Annotated in this window: 15 protein-coding genes; 11 read left to right on the top strand and 4 right to left on the bottom strand. The window is 67.8% G+C overall.

Annotation, left to right across the window (positions count from 1 at the left end):
• The first annotated feature begins 10 nt into the window (after positions 1–10).
• The 3 genes from QQ25_RS23125 to QQ25_RS23115 all read left to right on the top strand — a co-directional run bounded on the left by QQ25_RS23125 (position 11) and on the right by QQ25_RS23115 (position 3151).
• Complete coding sequence (locus QQ25_RS23125; RefSeq protein WP_039381315.1) at positions 11–1297, top strand: GAF domain-containing protein; 1287 nt, start codon at positions 11–13, stop codon at positions 1295–1297.
• Positions 1297–2406: an adenylate/guanylate cyclase domain-containing protein gene (locus QQ25_RS23120; protein ID WP_039323543.1), complete on the top strand. Its 1110-nt coding sequence runs from the start codon at positions 1297–1299 to the stop codon at positions 2404–2406. Before QQ25_RS23125 ends, QQ25_RS23120 begins: the two co-directional genes overlap by 1 nt.
• Before the next feature lie 73 nt (positions 2407–2479).
• Positions 2480–3151 carry a DUF305 domain-containing protein gene (locus tag QQ25_RS23115; protein WP_039323542.1) on the top strand — a complete coding sequence of 224 codons (672 nt, stop codon included), beginning with the start codon at positions 2480–2482 and terminating at the stop codon, positions 3149–3151.
• Here the strand turns inward: QQ25_RS23115 and QQ25_RS23110 are convergent.
• Both QQ25_RS23110 and QQ25_RS23105 read right to left on the bottom strand, forming a co-directional pair.
• A complete protein-coding gene (locus QQ25_RS23110) occupies positions 3148–4236 on the bottom strand; it encodes a HAMP domain-containing sensor histidine kinase (protein WP_039381314.1) in 1089 nt (362 codons plus the stop codon). The two genes, QQ25_RS23115 and QQ25_RS23110, sit on opposite strands and share 4 nt — an antisense overlap.
• On the bottom strand, positions 4233–4949 hold the full coding sequence (locus QQ25_RS23105; RefSeq protein WP_039324427.1) for a response regulator: 717 nt from the start codon (positions 4947–4949) through the stop codon (positions 4233–4235). The genes QQ25_RS23110 and QQ25_RS23105 overlap by 4 nt, the downstream gene beginning before the upstream one ends.
• A gap of 99 nt (positions 4950–5048) precedes the next feature.
• Between QQ25_RS23105 and QQ25_RS23100 the strand changes: the two genes are divergently transcribed.
• The 6 genes from QQ25_RS23100 to QQ25_RS23075 all read left to right on the top strand — a co-directional run bounded on the left by QQ25_RS23100 (position 5049) and on the right by QQ25_RS23075 (position 11250).
• Positions 5049–5255 carry a heavy-metal-associated domain-containing protein gene (locus tag QQ25_RS23100; RefSeq protein WP_039323540.1) on the top strand — a complete coding sequence of 69 codons (207 nt, stop codon included), beginning with the start codon at positions 5049–5051 and terminating at the stop codon, positions 5253–5255.
• 13 nt (positions 5256–5268) lie between these two features.
• Positions 5269–6096 (top strand): DUF8832 domain-containing protein, encoded by an 828-nt coding sequence (locus QQ25_RS23095; RefSeq protein WP_039381312.1) that lies wholly within the window; start codon positions 5269–5271, stop codon positions 6094–6096.
• Positions 6093–8309, top strand: a complete 2217-nt coding sequence (locus QQ25_RS23090; protein WP_039381311.1) for a heavy metal translocating P-type ATPase — start codon at positions 6093–6095, stop codon at positions 8307–8309. The genes QQ25_RS23095 and QQ25_RS23090 overlap by 4 nt, the downstream gene beginning before the upstream one ends.
• Positions 8310–8391: 82 nt before the next feature.
• Entirely contained in the window at positions 8392–8802 is a 411-nt protein-coding gene (lpqS, locus tag QQ25_RS29815; RefSeq protein WP_131546208.1) for a putative copper homeostasis (lipo)protein LpqS, read from the top strand.
• 100 nt (positions 8803–8902) lie between these two features.
• Positions 8903–9991, top strand: coding sequence for a PLP-dependent cysteine synthase family protein (locus tag QQ25_RS23080; protein ID WP_039381310.1), 1089 nt, complete (start codon positions 8903–8905; stop codon positions 9989–9991).
• A complete protein-coding gene (locus QQ25_RS23075) occupies positions 9988–11250 on the top strand; it encodes an MFS transporter (RefSeq protein ID WP_039324422.1) in 1263 nt (420 codons plus the stop codon). The genes QQ25_RS23080 and QQ25_RS23075 overlap by 4 nt, the downstream gene beginning before the upstream one ends.
• Here QQ25_RS23075 and QQ25_RS23070 read toward each other — a convergent pair.
• On the bottom strand, positions 11231–12118 hold the full coding sequence (locus tag QQ25_RS23070) for an AIM24 family protein (protein ID WP_039323536.1): 888 nt from the start codon (positions 12116–12118) through the stop codon (positions 11231–11233). The genes QQ25_RS23075 and QQ25_RS23070 overlap by 20 nt on opposite strands.
• A gap of 86 nt (positions 12119–12204) precedes the next feature.
• On the opposite strand from QQ25_RS23070, the gene QQ25_RS23065 reads away from it, so the two are divergent.
• Positions 12205–12408 carry a hypothetical protein gene (locus QQ25_RS23065; RefSeq protein WP_039323535.1) on the top strand — a complete coding sequence of 68 codons (204 nt, stop codon included), beginning with the start codon at positions 12205–12207 and terminating at the stop codon, positions 12406–12408.
• A gap of 79 nt (positions 12409–12487) precedes the next feature.
• On the top strand, positions 12488–13018 hold the full coding sequence (locus QQ25_RS23060; RefSeq protein WP_039381309.1) for an ATP-binding transcription factor AbmR: 531 nt from the start codon (positions 12488–12490) through the stop codon (positions 13016–13018).
• Here the strand turns inward: QQ25_RS23060 and QQ25_RS23055 are convergent.
• Positions 13015–15180, bottom strand: coding sequence for a molybdopterin-containing oxidoreductase family protein (locus tag QQ25_RS23055; protein ID WP_039381308.1), 2166 nt, complete (start codon positions 15178–15180; stop codon positions 13015–13017). The genes QQ25_RS23060 and QQ25_RS23055 overlap by 4 nt on opposite strands.
• Between the last annotated feature and the right edge of the window lie 33 nt (positions 15181–15213).

The raw sequence follows: 15213 nt of genomic DNA, 5'->3' as shown, positions 1-15213 counted from the left end.
ATCGGCGGTGATGGCAGGTTCGTCGGTACCTGAGCCCGCGGTGTCACCTGGTGAGGATCCGCGGCGGTACGCCATGCTCTTGTCGGCGGTTTACGACGCGACCATGTCGGGTGACCGTTCGCCCGCGCGCCCCCGGGCGGTGATCGAGGACTCCTGGAATCGGCTGCGCGCCAAAGGGATAAACCCGGATCATCATGTGCCACCGCAGGTCGAGACAAGCGGGCTGGAGCTGCTGCGGCAGCAGTCCGGGCTCATCGCGGTGCTCGAGGACGTGTCGCGTGGGCTGGAGTCGGTGATCGAAGAGGGTGACAACATCCTCGTGGTGGCCGATGCCCGGGGCCGGGTGCTGTGGCGCTCGGGCTCGCCGCGTGTCCTCAGCCTCGCCGATCGCCTCGGTTTCATCGAGGGCGCGACATGGAGTGAGAACGCCGTGGGCACCAATGGGATCGGTACGGCGCTGGCGTCACATCGTGCGGTACAGATCTTCTCGGCTGAGCATTTCCTGCGCAGCCACCACCCGTGGACCTGTGCGGGCGCTCCGATTCGCGATCCCCGAACCGGCCAGGTCATCGGCATCGTGGATGTGTCCGGCCCGGCCTCGACGGTGCATCCGACCACTGTCGCCCTGGTGGATCTGGTGGCGCGGCTGGCGGAATCGCATTTGCGCGAGGCGCATGACCGTACGTTGAACCGGTTGCGCGCAGTGGCGGCCCCCATCTTGGCCAGGGTGGGTAACCCGGCGCTCGCCGTCGATGCCGAAGGCTGGGTCGCCGCGGTGGACTCCTTGCCGTTGCACAATCGGATCCTGTTGCCCGAGAACGGATTGCCGGGACGGGTGTGGATACCTCCGTTCGGCATGTGCGATGTGGAGGCGCTGCCGGGCGGGTGGCTGGTGCGGATCACCGACGACGCCGAGTCCGTCGCGGCGCCGTCGCGGGTCATCCTCGACCTGCGCGACAGCGAACCGTCGCTGGAGATGGCGGGCCAGTTCGGCAACTGGCGTCGCAGCATCTCCAGCCGGCACGCCGAGATCCTGTTGGTGCTGGCGACCAACCGGCAGGGCCGGTCCGCACCGGAACTGGCCGAGGATCTCTATGGCGATCGGTCGAGGGTGGTGACGGTGCGCGCCGAGATGTCGCGGCTGCGTAAGCAGTTCGTGGGCTTGGTGGCAGGCAAGCCTTACCGCTTCGGGGACTCGGTGGTCGTGGACGTTCGGTATCCGCAGGACATGTCGACACTGCTGATTTCGTCGACAGCTCCGGCGGTTCACGCAGTGCGTGGGTATACCTTGTCCTGATGGCGGCCGACCCCACTCTCCTGGACGGGCTCGACGGCGAGGCCGGTGCACAGCGTGCCGAGCTGGTCGAATGGCTGCTCTCGCGCGGCATCACAGCCGATCAGATCCGTCAGGCCGTCACCCCGATGTTGCTCGCCTCGCGCCGGGTGGCCGGGGACGACGGCACCTACGTGTCCACCCGCGAGATCAGCGAGCAGACCGGACTGGATGTCGGTCTCGTCCAGCGACTGCAACGGGCGATGGGGCTGGCAACCGTCGAGGATCCCGATGCCGCGGTGCTGTTGCGGGCCGATGCCGAGGCCGTCGGCTTCGCCGAGCGGTTCCTGGAACTCGGTATCGCCCCGGATGAACTCGTGTTGATCACCCGGGTGTTGTCGGAGGGGCTCGGCCGGGCCGCCGAGGTGATGCGGTATGCCGCGCTGGCGGCGGTGCTGACGCCCGGGGCCACGGAACTGGAAACCGCCAAGGCCAGCGAGGCGCTGGTGGCCGAGGCGGCTCCGCTGATCGGTCCGATGATCCGGGACATGTTGTTCGTCCAGCTGCGGCACGCGATGGAGACCGAGGCGGTGAGCGCTTCAGAGCGGGCCGAAGGGCTTCCGCTGCCCGGTGCCAGGTTGGTCACCATCGCATTCGCCGACATCGTCGGGTTCACCCGGCTCGGCGAGGTCGTGCAGCCCGAAGATCTTGAGCGGCTGGCGAATCGGCTGGCCGACGCCGCGCGCGACGTGGCCGTCGGCCCGGTGCGGCTGATCAAGACGATCGGTGACGCCGTGATGCTGGTCAGCACCGATCCGGCGGCGCTGCTCGATGCGGCGCTGCGGTTGGTGGCAGCCACCGAAACGCATGCTGATTTCCCCCGGCTGCGGGTCGGCCTCGCGACCGGGCCCGCGGTCAGCCGGGCCGGTGACTGGTTCGGCAGCTCGGTGAATCTGGCCAGCCGGGTCACCGGGGCGGCGCGGCCCGGGACCGTGCTGGTGGCCGAGTCCACCCGCACGGCGATCGCCGGGACCGAAGGCGATCAGGACCAATTCACCTGGTCGTTCGCCGGGGCCCGGCGCCTCAAGGGCGTCAAGAGCGAGGTGAAGCTCTTCCGCGCCAGGCCCGCATAGCGGTCTGGCGAGCTTTGTCGAATCTTCATCGAACCACTAGTGCAGCCACATCGAGTCTCGGCACCCTTGAGACATGACGAAACTGATGATGCTGAGTGCCGGCGCGGCGGTCGCGGCGGCCTTGGTGGCAGGCTGTAGCAATGACCAGGCAGACCGGACCGCCGATCTGGAAATGACCAAGAGCACGACCACCTCGGCGGCCGCCGGCTCGCCGGTCAGCAACGAGGCGCACAACGATGCCGATGTGATGTTCGCCCAGCACATGATTCCGCACCATCAGCAGGCAGTCGAGATGAGTGACGTACTGCTGGCCAAGCAGGGCATCGATCCGCGAGTGACCGAGCTGGCCGGCCAGATCAAGGGTGCTCAGGCCCCGGAGATCGAGCAGATGCAGGGCTGGCTGAAGCAGTGGGGAAACCCGCCGATGCCACCGATGCCGCAGCAGGGCGGCGGCGACATGGGTCACGGCGATATGGGCCACGGGAACATGGGCCAGGGTGACATGCCCGCCATGCAGGGCATGGTGTCGGACGCCGATATGACCGCGCTCCGCAATGCCCAGGGCGCCGAAGCCGCCAAGCTGTACCTGACGCACATGATCGCTCACCACGAGGGCGCGATCACGATGGCCCAGGACGAAATCGAGGACGGTCAGTACCCGGCTGCGGTTGAGATGGCCCGAACCATCGTGAAAACCCAGCAGCAGGAGATCGACACCATGCGCCAGATCTTGGGCTCGCTCTAACCGGTCGGCAGGACGATCGTGAAGGTGGTCCCGGACTCCGAACTGGCTGCGCTGATGCGGCCGCGGTGGGCCTCGACCAAGGCCTTCACGATCGCCAACCCGATGCCGGATCCGCCGTGGTCGCGGTCGCGGGCCGAGTCGGCCCGGTAGAACCGCTCGAAGACATGGGACAGGTGCTCGGCAGGGATGCCCTCCCCGGTATCGGCCACCCTCAGGGTGACGCTGGTGTCCGGGCCGGCCGTGGCCTCGATCGTCACCCGGCCCCCGGCCGGGGTGTGCCGCAGCGCATTGTCGAGCAGGTTGCCCAGGATCTGAGCCAGCCGGTGCGGATCGGCCCACAGCGGCGGCAGATCCTGGTCTGCCCGCCAGCTCAGTGTGACGCCCTTGTCGTCGAACCGGTCCTGGGCTGCGGCCACGGCGGCGCCCACCACGGTGTGCGGCGCCACCGCCGCCGGGGTGACCGTGTCCGGGCTTTCCTCGGCCTTGGCCAGGGCGGCCGCGTCGCCCGCGAATCGGACCAGCCGGTGGGTCTGCTGGCGCAGCATCGAAACCGTGTCGGGGTCAAGGGTTCTCACCCCGTCTTCGATCGCCTCGAAGTAGGCCTCCAACACCGAAATCGGAGTGCGGATCTCATGGGCAAGATCGCTGAACAACCTGCGGCGGCCGGCGTCGACGGCCGCCAATCTCCCGGCCATCTGATTGAAAGAGCTTTCCAGGGAGTCGAATTCGTCGCCCAGATGGGCCGGCGGTACTCGGGAGTCGAAGCGGCCGTCGGCGATGGCCGTGGCGGCCTGGGACACCTGGGTCAGCGACCGCTGCAGGCGCCTGCCGAAGTACCAGGTGACGATGAGGGCGGCAAGTATCGCGACACACGACGCGACGCCGATCGAGATCGCCGTGGCGTAGACGTAGGCCTCCTCGGCGTGCATCTGCTCGGCCGAATCACCGGAGACCCCTGCGCGGTGGAGATGTTCGCGGAACAGTGGCGGCCCGACGACGGCGGCCACCAGTCCGGTGGTGCCCGCACCGGCCAGCAGCACCAGGGCCTGAGCCGACAGCAGTCGAGTACGCAAACCCACGCTCATCGCCGGCTGTCCTGCCCGGTGCCCATGCGGTATCCGACGCCGCGCACGGTGATCACGTACATCGGGTCGGCGGGATCGTCGCCCAGTTTGCGGCGGAGGTGACCGATATGGACGTCGACGAGATGTTCGTTTCCGACATAGTGGGTCTCCCAGACAGATTCGAGTATCTGACGCCGACTGAGCGCCACTCCGGGACGCGCCGAGAGGGCGGCGAGCACATCGAACTCGGTACGCGTCAGCATGATCGGCTCACTGTCGAGGAAGACCTGGCGTCCGTCGACGTCGATGCGCAGCGCCCCGAACACTCGGCCGTCGGTCACCGTGGGGGAGGAGACGCGCGGCCGGCGCAGCATCGCCCGGACCCTGGCCACCAGCTCGCGTGGACTGAACGGTTTTGTCATGTAGTCGTCGGCGCCCACCGACAGTCCGACGATGGTGTCCATCTCGGTGTCGCGGGCGGTCAGCATCACCACGTAGGCGTCGGAGAACGTGCGCAGCGACCGGCAGACTTCCACACCGTCGATGCCGGGCAGGCCGAGGTCGAGGACGACCACGTCCGGGTCGACCTCGCGGGCCAGCCGCAGTGCCTCTGTCCCGTCGCGGGCGATGGTGACCTCGAACTGGTCGCGGGTGAGGTAGCTCGCGATCACCTCGGCGAGCGGGGCTTCGTCGTCGACTACCAGGGCCCGGTAGCCGCCCGGATTGTGCTCCATCAGCCCATAGTGCAGGAGAGGACCGGGGGAGCCATGCATTTCATACCCTAGGGGGGTATAGTATGAATCGACTACGAGCTCGCTCCAGGAGGAAATTTCATGAGTACCCAATCCGTGACCGTCATCGGCATGACCTGTGGGCATTGCGCCACGTCGGTGCGTGAAGAGGTCGGTGGACTTCCCGGTGTGCGCACCGTCGAGGTGGACTTGGCTTCCGGGCTGGTGACCATCGACAGCGAGAGCCGGCTCGATCCGGCCGCGATCAGTGACGCGGTGGCCGAGGCCGGCTACGCCGTCGCGAGTTGAGTCGGGGTCGATCATGAGTACACCGCAGAAGCTCATCGGGTTCGTCGTCGGACTGGTGCTGGTATTCGCCGTGTCCTTCGGGATCGGCGCTGCGGTCATGCCGTCCGGCGATCCCGCCGAAGGCCACGGCGCCGGGCACGGTTCCGTCCATGGGGCGCAGTACACGCTTCAACTCGATGAGACCGCACTGTCGCCCGGCGCTGCGGTGCCGCTGCGGTTCCGCATCGTCGACGGCTCCGGCGCCCCGGTGACCGAGTACGTCGAGAGTCACGAGAAGATGCTGCACCTGATCGTGGTGCGCCGCGATCTCGCCGACTACCAGCATGTGCATCCGGTGCTCGACGATTCCGGCACCTGGAGCGTTCCGCTGGCTCTCACCGAGCCGGGCGACTACCGGGTGTTCGCCGATTTCGTACCGGCCGACGGCCGTGCGGTCACCCTGGGAGCCGATATGACCGTTGCCGGCAAGTACGAGCCGCGGCCTCTGCCGGCGCCGTCCGGGACCGCCATGGTCGACGGCTACACCGTGACGCTCGCCGGAGTGGCCAAGGCCGGCCAACCCTCGGAGATGACGCTCACGGTCAGCCGCGACGGCAAGCCGGTCACCGATCTGCAGCCGTACCTGGGCGCCTACGGGCACCTGGTCGCGGTGCGCGCGTCGGATCTGGAGTATCTGCACGTCCATCCGATGAGCGACGCGGCCGACCCGGCCACTGCGCCGGGTCCGCAGATTGCGTTCCACACCACGCTTCCCAGTGCCGGCACCTACCGGCTGTTCCTGGACTTCAAGCACCGCGATGTGGTGCACACCGCTGAATTCACCGTTGAGGGGGCACCGTGACCACCGCGACCGGGCACGTCGTACTGGAGATCGGCGGGATGACGTGTGCCTCGTGTGCCGGACGCATCGAGCGCAAGCTCAACAACCTTGACGGCGTCACGGCGACGGTGAATTTCGCGACCGAGAAGGCCACCGTCGACGTGGCGGGTGAGGTGACGCCCGAGCAGTTGATCGAGGTCGTCGAAACCGCGGGTTACACAGCACAATTGCCCGCCACCGAACCGGGCGAGAGCCACGTCGAGGACGATCCGACCGCCGCGTTGCGGACCCGGCTGATCGTGTCGGCCGTGCTGACCATCCCGGTGATCGCGATGGCGATGGTCCCGGCACTGCAGTTCACCAACTGGCAGTGGCTTTCGTTGACCCTGGCCGCGCCGGTCGTGGTGTGGGGCGCGCTGCCGTTCCACCGGGCCGCCTGGACCAATCTGCGCCACGGCACCGCCACCATGGACACGCTCATCTCGATGGGCACCATCGCGGCGTTCGGCTGGTCGCTGTACGCGCTGTTCTGGGGTACCGCCGGGATGCCGGGTATGACGCATCCGTTCTCGCTGTCCATCTCGCAATCCGACGGCACCGGCAACATCTACCTCGAAGTCGCCGCGGGCGTCACGACCTTCATCTTGGCCGGCCGGTACTTCGAGGCTCGGTCCAAGCGGCGTGCTGGGGCAGCCCTGCGTGCGTTGCTCGAACTTGGTGCCAAGGATGTCGCAGTTCTCAGAGACGGTGTGGAACAACGCGTTCCCGTCGAGTCACTGGTCGTGGGCGACGAGTTCGTGGTCCGGCCCGGCGAGAAGATCGCGACCGACGGCGAGGTCGTCGACGGGGCATCAGCGGTGGATGCATCGATGCTCACCGGCGAATCGGTGCCGGTCGAAGTCGGCCCGGGCGACCAGGTCGTCGGCGCGACGGTCAACGTGGGTGGCCGGCTGGTGGTGCGGGCCAAGCGAATCGGATCCGACACCCAGCTGGCCCAGATGGCCCGGCTGGTCGAGGATGCGCAGTCCGGCAAGGCGCAGGCACAGCGCCTGGCCGACAAGGTTTCCGCAGTCTTCGTGCCCATCGTGATCGCGCTCGCGGTGGGAACCCTGGGTTTCTGGATGGGAACCGGCGGATCGGTGGCCGCGGCGTTCACCGCAGCGGTGGCGGTGTTGATCATCGCCTGCCCGTGTGCGCTGGGCCTGGCCACTCCGACGGCGCTGCTGGTCGGCACGGGCCGTGGTGCTCAGCTCGGCATCCTGATCAAGGGCCCCGAGGTGCTGGAGTCCACCCGCCGCGTCGACACCGTGGTGCTGGACAAGACCGGGACGGTGACCACCGGAGCGATGACGCTGCTCGACGTGATCACCGCTGCCGGAGAGGATCCCGCCGAGGTGCTGCGGCTGGCCGGTGCGGTCGAGGACGGTTCCGAGCACCCGATCGCGCGGGCCATTGCCAAGGGCGCCCGCGAAAAGGTCGGGGAGCTGCCCGCGGTGGACGGTTTCGCCAACGTGGCGGGCCTCGGGGTGCAGGGCGTCGTCGACGGCCATGCCCTGGTGTTGGGACGGCGCCAGTTGCTGGCCGACTGGGGACAGCAGTTGCCTCCCGAGCTTGATACCGCGATGCGTGAGGCGCAGAACCTGGGCAGCACGGCGATTGCCGTGGGTTGGGACGGGCAGGCGCGCGCGGTGCTGGTGGTCGCGGACGCGGTAAAGCCCACCTCGAAGGACGCGATCGAGCAGCTGCGTGCCCTCGGCCTGGAGCCGATCATGCTGACCGGCGACAACGAGGCTGCAGCCCGAACCATCGCTGAACAGGTTGGTGTGCAACGGGTTTACGCCGAGGTGATGCCGCAGGACAAGGTCGATCTGATCAAACGCCTGCAGGACGAGGGCCGGGTGGTGGCCATGGTCGGTGACGGCGTCAACGACGCTGCGGCGCTGGCCCAGGCCGATCTCGGCCTGGCCATGGGTACCGGCACCGACGTGGCGATCGAGGCGAGTGACCTGACTCTGGTGCGTGGCGATCTGCGGACGGCCGCCGACGCCATCCGGCTGTCCCGGCGCACGCTGGCCACGATCAAGGGCAACCTGTTCTGGGCCTTCGCCTACAACGTCGCCGCGTTGCCACTGGCCGCTGCCGGACTGCTCAACCCCATGCTGGCCGGCGCCGCCATGGCGTTCTCCTCGGTGTTCGTGGTCAGCAACAGTCTGCGGCTGAGGCGATTCCGTTGATCGCGGGGGAGTCACGGGTTGGATTCGATTCACGCACAACCAGAATCGTGAATTTCGTATCGCTACAATCGGAAACATCGTGATGTCACGCGAGTCTCGCATGCTTTCACTGTCACGGCTGGCGGCCATGATGGTGATCGCCGTGTGGGTCGCCGGCCTTGCCGGCCAGTGGCAATCCGCGAACCACGATCACCCGACGCATCTGCCTCACGCGGTCTCTGCTGCTATCGGCGACGGCGCCGAACTGATGATGCTGGACCACCCGCACATCGGTGACAGCCCGGCTTCGCACACACCGGACGCTTTCGCCGCCGCGGTGCTGCCACGGGGCACCGCCACTGCCGCCACGCTGTCGGTGGTGGGCTTCATCGTCGGCTGCGCGCTGCTGTGCGGGTGCGCCGTGGTGTGGTCACAGCGGGGGCCGCCGGACCAACGTGGTGTTCTCCTTGCCGGCCAAAGACTTCTGATCCGGATCTGTATCGCGCGCCGCTGATCTCGGGCACGGGGCCTGCGCTCAATGCGTGGCTGCCCCAACGCTGTCCAGGTCAGTTGCCGCGCGCAGCGCGGCTCCGAGGTACAGAAACGGCAAATCGATGAACCATGCCCTGTCCACCCGTTCATTTCACGTACTGCGCCGAAACCGCGGTCCCAACACCATGGTCGGTCACACTCCCACCCTGTGGGTGTCCACTCCGTTCGCCGATGCCGGGCACGGATTCTGGGCCAAACTCGAAGGTTTCAACCCCGGCGGCATGAAGGACCGGCCCGCCATGTACATGGTCGAGCAGGCCCGCGCCCGCGGCGACCTGAAGCCGGGCGGCCGAATCATCGAATCAACCAGCGGCACATTGGGTCTGGGCCTCGCATTCGCGGGGACGATCTATCACCACCCGGTGACGGTGGTGACCGATCCCGGTCTGGAACCCATCATCGAGCGCATGTTGACCGCCTACGGTGCCCACGTTTCGACGGTGACCGAACCACACCCCACCGGGGGCTGGCAGCAGGCCCGGCGGGACCGGGTGGCCGAACTGCTCGCGGTTGACGAGAACGCCTGGTACCCGGACCAGTACAACAACCCCGACAACGTCGAGGCCTACCGGCCGCTGGCGCTGGAGCTCAATGCCCAGATCGGCCATGTCGACGTGCTGGTCTGCTCCGTCGGCACCGGCGGGCATTCGGCCGGGGTGGCGCGGGTGCTGCGCGAGTTCAACCCCAATATGCGCCTGATCGGGGTGGACACCATCGGGTCGACGATCTTCGGTCAACCTGCCGCGACGCGCGTCATGCGGGGTCTCGGTTCGAGCATCTATCCCCGAAACGTGGATTACGCCGCATTCGACGAGGTGCACTGGGTCGCGCCGGCCGACGCGGTGTGGGCGGCCCGGACGCTGGCGTCGACGTACTACGCCAGCGGGGGCTGGAGCGTCGGCGCGGTCGGTCTGGTCGCGGGATGGGCAGCGCGAAACCACCCGGCGGACACCACGATCGCCGCGGTGTTCCCCGACGGACCGCAGCGCTATTTCGACACGGTGTACAACGACGACTACTGCCGTGAGCTCGGACTGCTCGACCACCAACCGGCCGATGAACCGGAGACAATCGTCGATCCGGGCGACCGCGTGGTGCAGACCTGGACGCGGTGCGAGACAGTCGTCGACCCGACGGCGGTGCGCCGATGAGTGGGCTCATCACGCAGTTCCGCAGCTTCGACCTGCCCAGCCGGCTGTTGATGGTCAACCAATTCGGCATCAATCTCGGCTTCTACATGCTGATGCCATATCTGGCCGGCTATCTGGCGGGGCCGCTCGGCCTGGCGGCATGGGCGGTGGGCCTGGTACTCGGCGTACGCAACTTCTCCCAGCAGGGCATGTTCATCGTCGGCGGCACGCTGGCCGACCGGCTGGGCTACAAGCCGCTGATCGTCGCCGGGTGTCTGTTGCGCACCGCGGGGTTCGGCCTTCTCGTTGTCGCGGATTCGCTGCCGGCAATGCTGATCGCCTCGGCAGCAACAGGTTTCGCCGGGGCGCTGTTCAACCCGGCGGTGCGCGCGTATCTCGCCGCCGATGCCGGTGACCGGCGCGTCGAGGCCTTCGCCACGTTCAACGTCTTCTACCAGGCCGGGATCCTGCTGGGCCCGCTCGCGGGAATGGCGTTGCTGGCCTTCGATTTCCGGGTGACGGCAGCGGTGGCGGCAGGGGTCTTCGCGGTGCTCACGGTGGCTCAGCTGCTGGCGCTCCCGCGGCATCGCGCCGAACCCGTGGCCGAACGTACGTCGGTCCTCGACGACTGGCGCGGCGTCGTCGCCAACCGCGGGTTCCTGTTGTTCGCGGTGGCGATGATCGGCTCTTACGTGCTGTCCTTCCAGGTGTACCTGGCGTTGCCGCTGCAAGCGGCCGCGCTGCGACCAGGGAACGAAACTGCCCTGGTGGCAGCGGTGTTCGTGATATCGGGGCTGATCGCGGTGGGCGGCCAGTTGCGCATCACGAGGTGGTTCTCCGACCGCTGGGGATCCCGTCGCAGCCTCGTGGTGGGCCTGCTGGTGTTGGCTGCGGCGTTCGTCCCGATGGCCGTGGTGCCCGACGGCGACCGGTTCGGCGACGCCGCCGCGGTGGCCGCGTTGCTCGGTTCCTCGGCGCTGCTAGCCCTCGGCTCGGCCGCGGTGTTCCCGTTCGAGATGGACACCGTCGTGGCGTTGTCGGGAAATCGGCTGGTGGCGACCCACTACGGGTTCTACAACACGGTCGTCGGCATCGGGATCCTGCTGGGCAACGTGGCCACCGGCTCCCTGATCGGCGCTGCGCGCGCCGCGGGCCTGGCCGAACTGGTGTGGCTGGGCCTCACTGCAATCGGGCTGGTGTCCGCGGCGGCGCTCTACGTGCTGATGCGGGACGGCGGCCGGCTGGCGCCGAACATGTCGGTCACTGCATCGGGACCGTGACGCCCTCCGACGGCTGCACGATCACGAAGCCGTTGCCGTGGAATGCGACCTGCACGGCTTCACCGGAACCCCGGCCGATCAGCGCGCCCGCCTTGAAGCTGGTCTTGAGTTGCGTCTGCAGGTGGGCCGACCAGGCCACCACCGCATTGGTGTCGGCGAAGGTCGGCGCCTCGGCGGCGTTGAGCACCACGGGCGGGCCGTCGGTGGTCAGCGCTACCCACCCGGTGCCGCGCAGGGTGGTGTTGAACAGGCCGCCGGTGGCGATGCTGCCGCCGCGGACCCGCTCGATGTTCCAGTCCAGGCTCGACGAGAAGGCCAGCACGTTCTTGCCGCTGATCGACAGGCCCGAGTTGGACAGCTGCAGCATGTGGACGTCGAAACCCTGATCGGCGAGGAACACATCGCCCTGGCCCTGGCAGCGCATCAGAGGAAGGCCTTCCCCGGTGAGGGCCTTCTTGATGAACTTCGAGGCGCCACCACCCTCGAAGGCGAAGTCCACGTTGCCCTGATAGGCGACCATCGAGCCCTGCCGGGCCATGAACGGTTCGCCCAGGCGCACGCGCAGCATCTTCTTGTTCTGGTTGGCGATCGGCGTCGCCTCTTTCTCGCTGAACCGTCCGTCGACCAGGTCTCCGCTGATCCCGGCGAACCCGTCGCCCTGTGCCTGTGCGTGGGTCTGAGGCTGGGACTGCTGCGGGTGTCGCTGCTGTTGCGGCTGCTGCGGCTGTTGCGGTGCACCCCCGAGTGGCGCGCGGCCGGCCTGGCCCTGGTGGGAGACCTGGTCGGTCCAGGATTGACCGTCCCACCACCGGTACTCGTAGCGGCCTTCGGGGTCGGGCAGCCAGCCGGGTTGTCCGGGTGCGCTCACGGTGTCTCCTTGAATCGTCTGGTCGAGTCGAAATCGACACCAGGTTACAAGTCACGGACGCGGCAAAGCCCTGGCATTCTTGTCGCATGGCAAAGGAAATCGACCCGATCCGTGCTCAGGGTGCGCTCGCGGTCTTCAAGCAGCACCCCGGCATGGTGCTGTTCGCGGTGTCACCGGCGCTCATCGTGCTGGGTGCCGTGTGGTGGCTGGCCGGTCCCGGATGGGCAGGGCTGCTACTGGTAGCCCTGGTGCTGGCCGGCGGGGCCGCGCTGTTGCTCAAGCGCAACTGACCGCACAGCCGCGGAGAACCCACGTTCGCCGGTGGTGAACGCCACCCTATCAGCGGTGTAACGGTGTAATCATGTAATCATGACGAAATATCAACACCACCGCCGCTCCGCGGAGGAAGCCGCTGAATGGTTCGCGGGCCGGTTGCCCGAGGCCTGGTTCACCGGCGATCCGACCGTGATCGTGGACCGTGAAGAGATCACCGTGATCGGCAGACTGCCCGACCCCGAAGGTTCCGAGACCAAGGCACGCGCCTCCGGACGGGCCTCACGGTTCCGGGAAGAGACGCGTAGCGAACGCATGCGCATCGCGGACGAGGCGCAGGGCCGGTTCGACCGCAAGGTCTCCTGGGGCGTGGAGATCGACACGGGCGAGGGCGAGCCGGAGCGAATCCTGTTCACCCACATCGCCGTACCGGTGATGACCCGACTCAAGCAGCCCGAACGGCAGGTGCTCGACACATTGGTCGACGCCGGCGTGGCCCGTTCTCGCTCCGATGCGCTGGCCTGGTCGGTGCGGCTGGTCGGCCAGCACACCGACGAGTGGCTGGACAAGCTGCGCGACGCCATGAAGGCAGTCGACGATCTGCGCGCAGAGGGCCCCGGCGTCTAGAGTCGCTCGATCCCGACGTACACCGAGCCCAGCGCCGAGGTCTGCGACAGCGGATCCATCGACGTCCGGTCAGCCAGCAGGTTGCGGTTGACCCCGTAGGATTCCGGTGCGCCTCCGTGGTGTGGATCGAAAACGCCTGAGCCCCAACCGTGATCGAGCACCACCACGCCGCGGCGGGGCCGGTCGCTGAGAGCGGCCGTCACCTCCACTCGGCCCACCGGTGAGAACACCCGCACCCGGTCGCCCGGCGCGATGCCCAGTGCCGCGGCGTCCAACGGGTGCAGCAGCACCTCATTGTCCCTGCCGCCCGGATGCAGGCCGGGCAACTCGTTCAGCCACGAGTTCATCGAATGCCGCCGGCGCCGGTTGCCCAGTAGGAACGGGAAACCTTCCGGCGCACCGGGGTCCGGCGTGGCGAGCAGTTCCCGGGCCCGCGCCACGAATTCAGCCGGCGCCGCATGGACTCTGTGGTCCGGGGTTCGCAACGCATCGCGGAACCGGCCGAACCGCCGGGGCCCGAGTACCAGGCCGTGTGGATGCGCCTTCAGCTCACGCCAGGTGAGCTTGTGCCCGTCGATCTTGCGCGACGTCAGGATGATCAGACGGTCCATCCAGTGCGGACCGAACGAATATCCAGGCCGCCGGGTCCGTGCCGCCAGCCAGCGCGTGGCGCGGACGAATGCGTTGAATCCTTTGGCGCCGAACAGCGGACGGCGCATCGCCAGTGCCAGGTCGGCGAAGATCTCCCACTCCTCGCGAGCGCCGGCCGGCGGCTCGACGGCCCTCCCGCCGTACTGCACGTACGGTTCGTCGTGCATGCCGCTGGTGAAGGCCAGCAGATCGTCGCGTTCCAGCCAATGCACCGCGGGCAGCAGCCAGTGCGCATGCCGGTGGCTCTCGCGCTGCACCAGATCGATGGCAACCAGCAGGTCCAGCTGAGACAGGGCTTCATCGAGCCTCGCCCCGTCGGGCCCCGAGATCACCGGATTCCCGGAGTTGATCAGCAGCGCACGGATCTGGCCTCGACCCGGTGTGGTGATCTCGTCGGGCAGCTCGGCCAGCGCGTGCGCGCCGGCCACGAGATCGCGTCCGGCCACCCGGCTGGTGTGCGGCCGGGTGGCTGCCAGTCCGGCCAACCGCAGGGTGTCGACGTAGCCCGGTTCGAAACGGCGCCCGCCGGGACGGTCCATCCGACCGGTGATCAGGTTGAGCACGTGACCCAGCCATTCGGCCACCGTGCCCGCGGTGTGCAGTGACACCCCGGTGCGGGTGATGACCATGGCCCCTGGCGCCGAGGCGAATTCGCGCGCCACCCGCTCGATCTCATCGCGGGCGATGTCGCAGCGGGTGGCCAGATCGTCGAGGTCGGCATCGGCGACCAAGGCCCGTAGGTCGGGCACTCCAGTGGCCAGTTCGGTGCAATCGGCCCGGTGCTCGCGTCCCTCGTCGAGGATGACCTTGACCATCGCCAGCAGCAGCGCCCAGTCCTCGCCCGGACGTACCGCCAGATGAAGATCCGCCGCCTGCGCGCTCTCGGTGCGGATCGGGTCCACCACCACGATGCGGGCGCCCCGCTTCTGGCGGGCCAGCGCGCGGCGCCAGCCGCCCGGCACCGATTCGACCCAATTCCACGCGCTCACAGCCGGATTGGCACCGACGATCAGGAAGTAGTCGCAATTGTCGACATCGGACACCGGCACCATCAACGGTGATCCGTACATGGCCTCGGCCACCACGTGCAGCGCGTTCTGGTCCACCGATCCGACTGCGTAGCGGTTGTAGGTGCCGACGGCGTCCAGCCAGGCGTTCATGAACACCAGATTCGACGACGAATATCCGGCCGGATTTCCGTAATAGGCGGCGACCGCATCCGGACCGCCGGTGTCGATGATGCGGTTCATCCGCTGCGCGATGTCGCCGATCGCCTCGTCCCAGCTGGCCTCGACGTAGGTGTCACCGACCCGGCGCATCGGCGCCAGGATGCGGCGCGGATGTTCCACCACTTGACCGGCAGTGCGGCCCTTCGCGCAGAAATCACCCCAGGTGTGCGGATTGAGTTTGTCCGCGGCGATCTTCAGCACGCGATTGTCCTCGACCGTCACCTCCAGGCCGCAGGAGGCCAGGCAGTACCGGCAGAACGTGTGCACGGTACTGGTCGTCATTACACCGACACTACAATTTGTAACGGAATCTGG

The organism is Mycolicibacterium setense (assembly GCF_000805385.1).
In the GTDB taxonomy this organism is placed as follows: domain Bacteria; phylum Actinomycetota; class Actinomycetes; order Mycobacteriales; family Mycobacteriaceae; genus Mycobacterium; species Mycobacterium setense.
This window is presented reverse-complemented; position numbering and strand designations above follow the sequence as displayed.

Bases quoted from the DNA above. Each gene is read 5' to 3' on its own strand.
- QQ25_RS23125 (WP_039381315.1), top strand. From the start codon at position 11: ATGGCAGGTTCGTCGGTACCTGAGCCCGCGGTGTCACCTGGTGAGGAT.
- QQ25_RS23120 (WP_039323543.1), top strand. From the start codon at position 1,297: ATGGCGGCCGACCCCACTCTCCTGGACGGGCTCGACGGCGAGGCCGGT.
- QQ25_RS23115 (WP_039323542.1), top strand. From the start codon at position 2,480: ATGACGAAACTGATGATGCTGAGTGCCGGCGCGGCGGTCGCGGCGGCC.
- QQ25_RS23110 (WP_039381314.1), bottom strand. From the start codon at position 4,236: ATGAGCGTGGGTTTGCGTACTCGACTGCTGTCGGCTCAGGCCCTGGTG.
- QQ25_RS23105 (WP_039324427.1), bottom strand. From the start codon at position 4,949: ATGGAGCACAATCCGGGCGGCTACCGGGCCCTGGTAGTCGACGACGAA.
- QQ25_RS23100 (WP_039323540.1), top strand. From the start codon at position 5,049: ATGAGTACCCAATCCGTGACCGTCATCGGCATGACCTGTGGGCATTGC.
- QQ25_RS23095 (WP_039381312.1), top strand. From the start codon at position 5,269: ATGAGTACACCGCAGAAGCTCATCGGGTTCGTCGTCGGACTGGTGCTG.
- lpqS (WP_131546208.1), top strand. From the start codon at position 8,392: ATGTCACGCGAGTCTCGCATGCTTTCACTGTCACGGCTGGCGGCCATG.
- QQ25_RS23080 (WP_039381310.1), top strand. From the start codon at position 8,903: ATGAACCATGCCCTGTCCACCCGTTCATTTCACGTACTGCGCCGAAAC.
- QQ25_RS23075 (WP_039324422.1), top strand. From the start codon at position 9,988: ATGAGTGGGCTCATCACGCAGTTCCGCAGCTTCGACCTGCCCAGCCGG.
- QQ25_RS23065 (WP_039323535.1), top strand. From the start codon at position 12,205: ATGGCAAAGGAAATCGACCCGATCCGTGCTCAGGGTGCGCTCGCGGTC.
- QQ25_RS23060 (WP_039381309.1), top strand. From the start codon at position 12,488: ATGACGAAATATCAACACCACCGCCGCTCCGCGGAGGAAGCCGCTGAA.
- QQ25_RS23055 (WP_039381308.1), bottom strand. From the start codon at position 15,180: ATGACGACCAGTACCGTGCACACGTTCTGCCGGTACTGCCTGGCCTCC.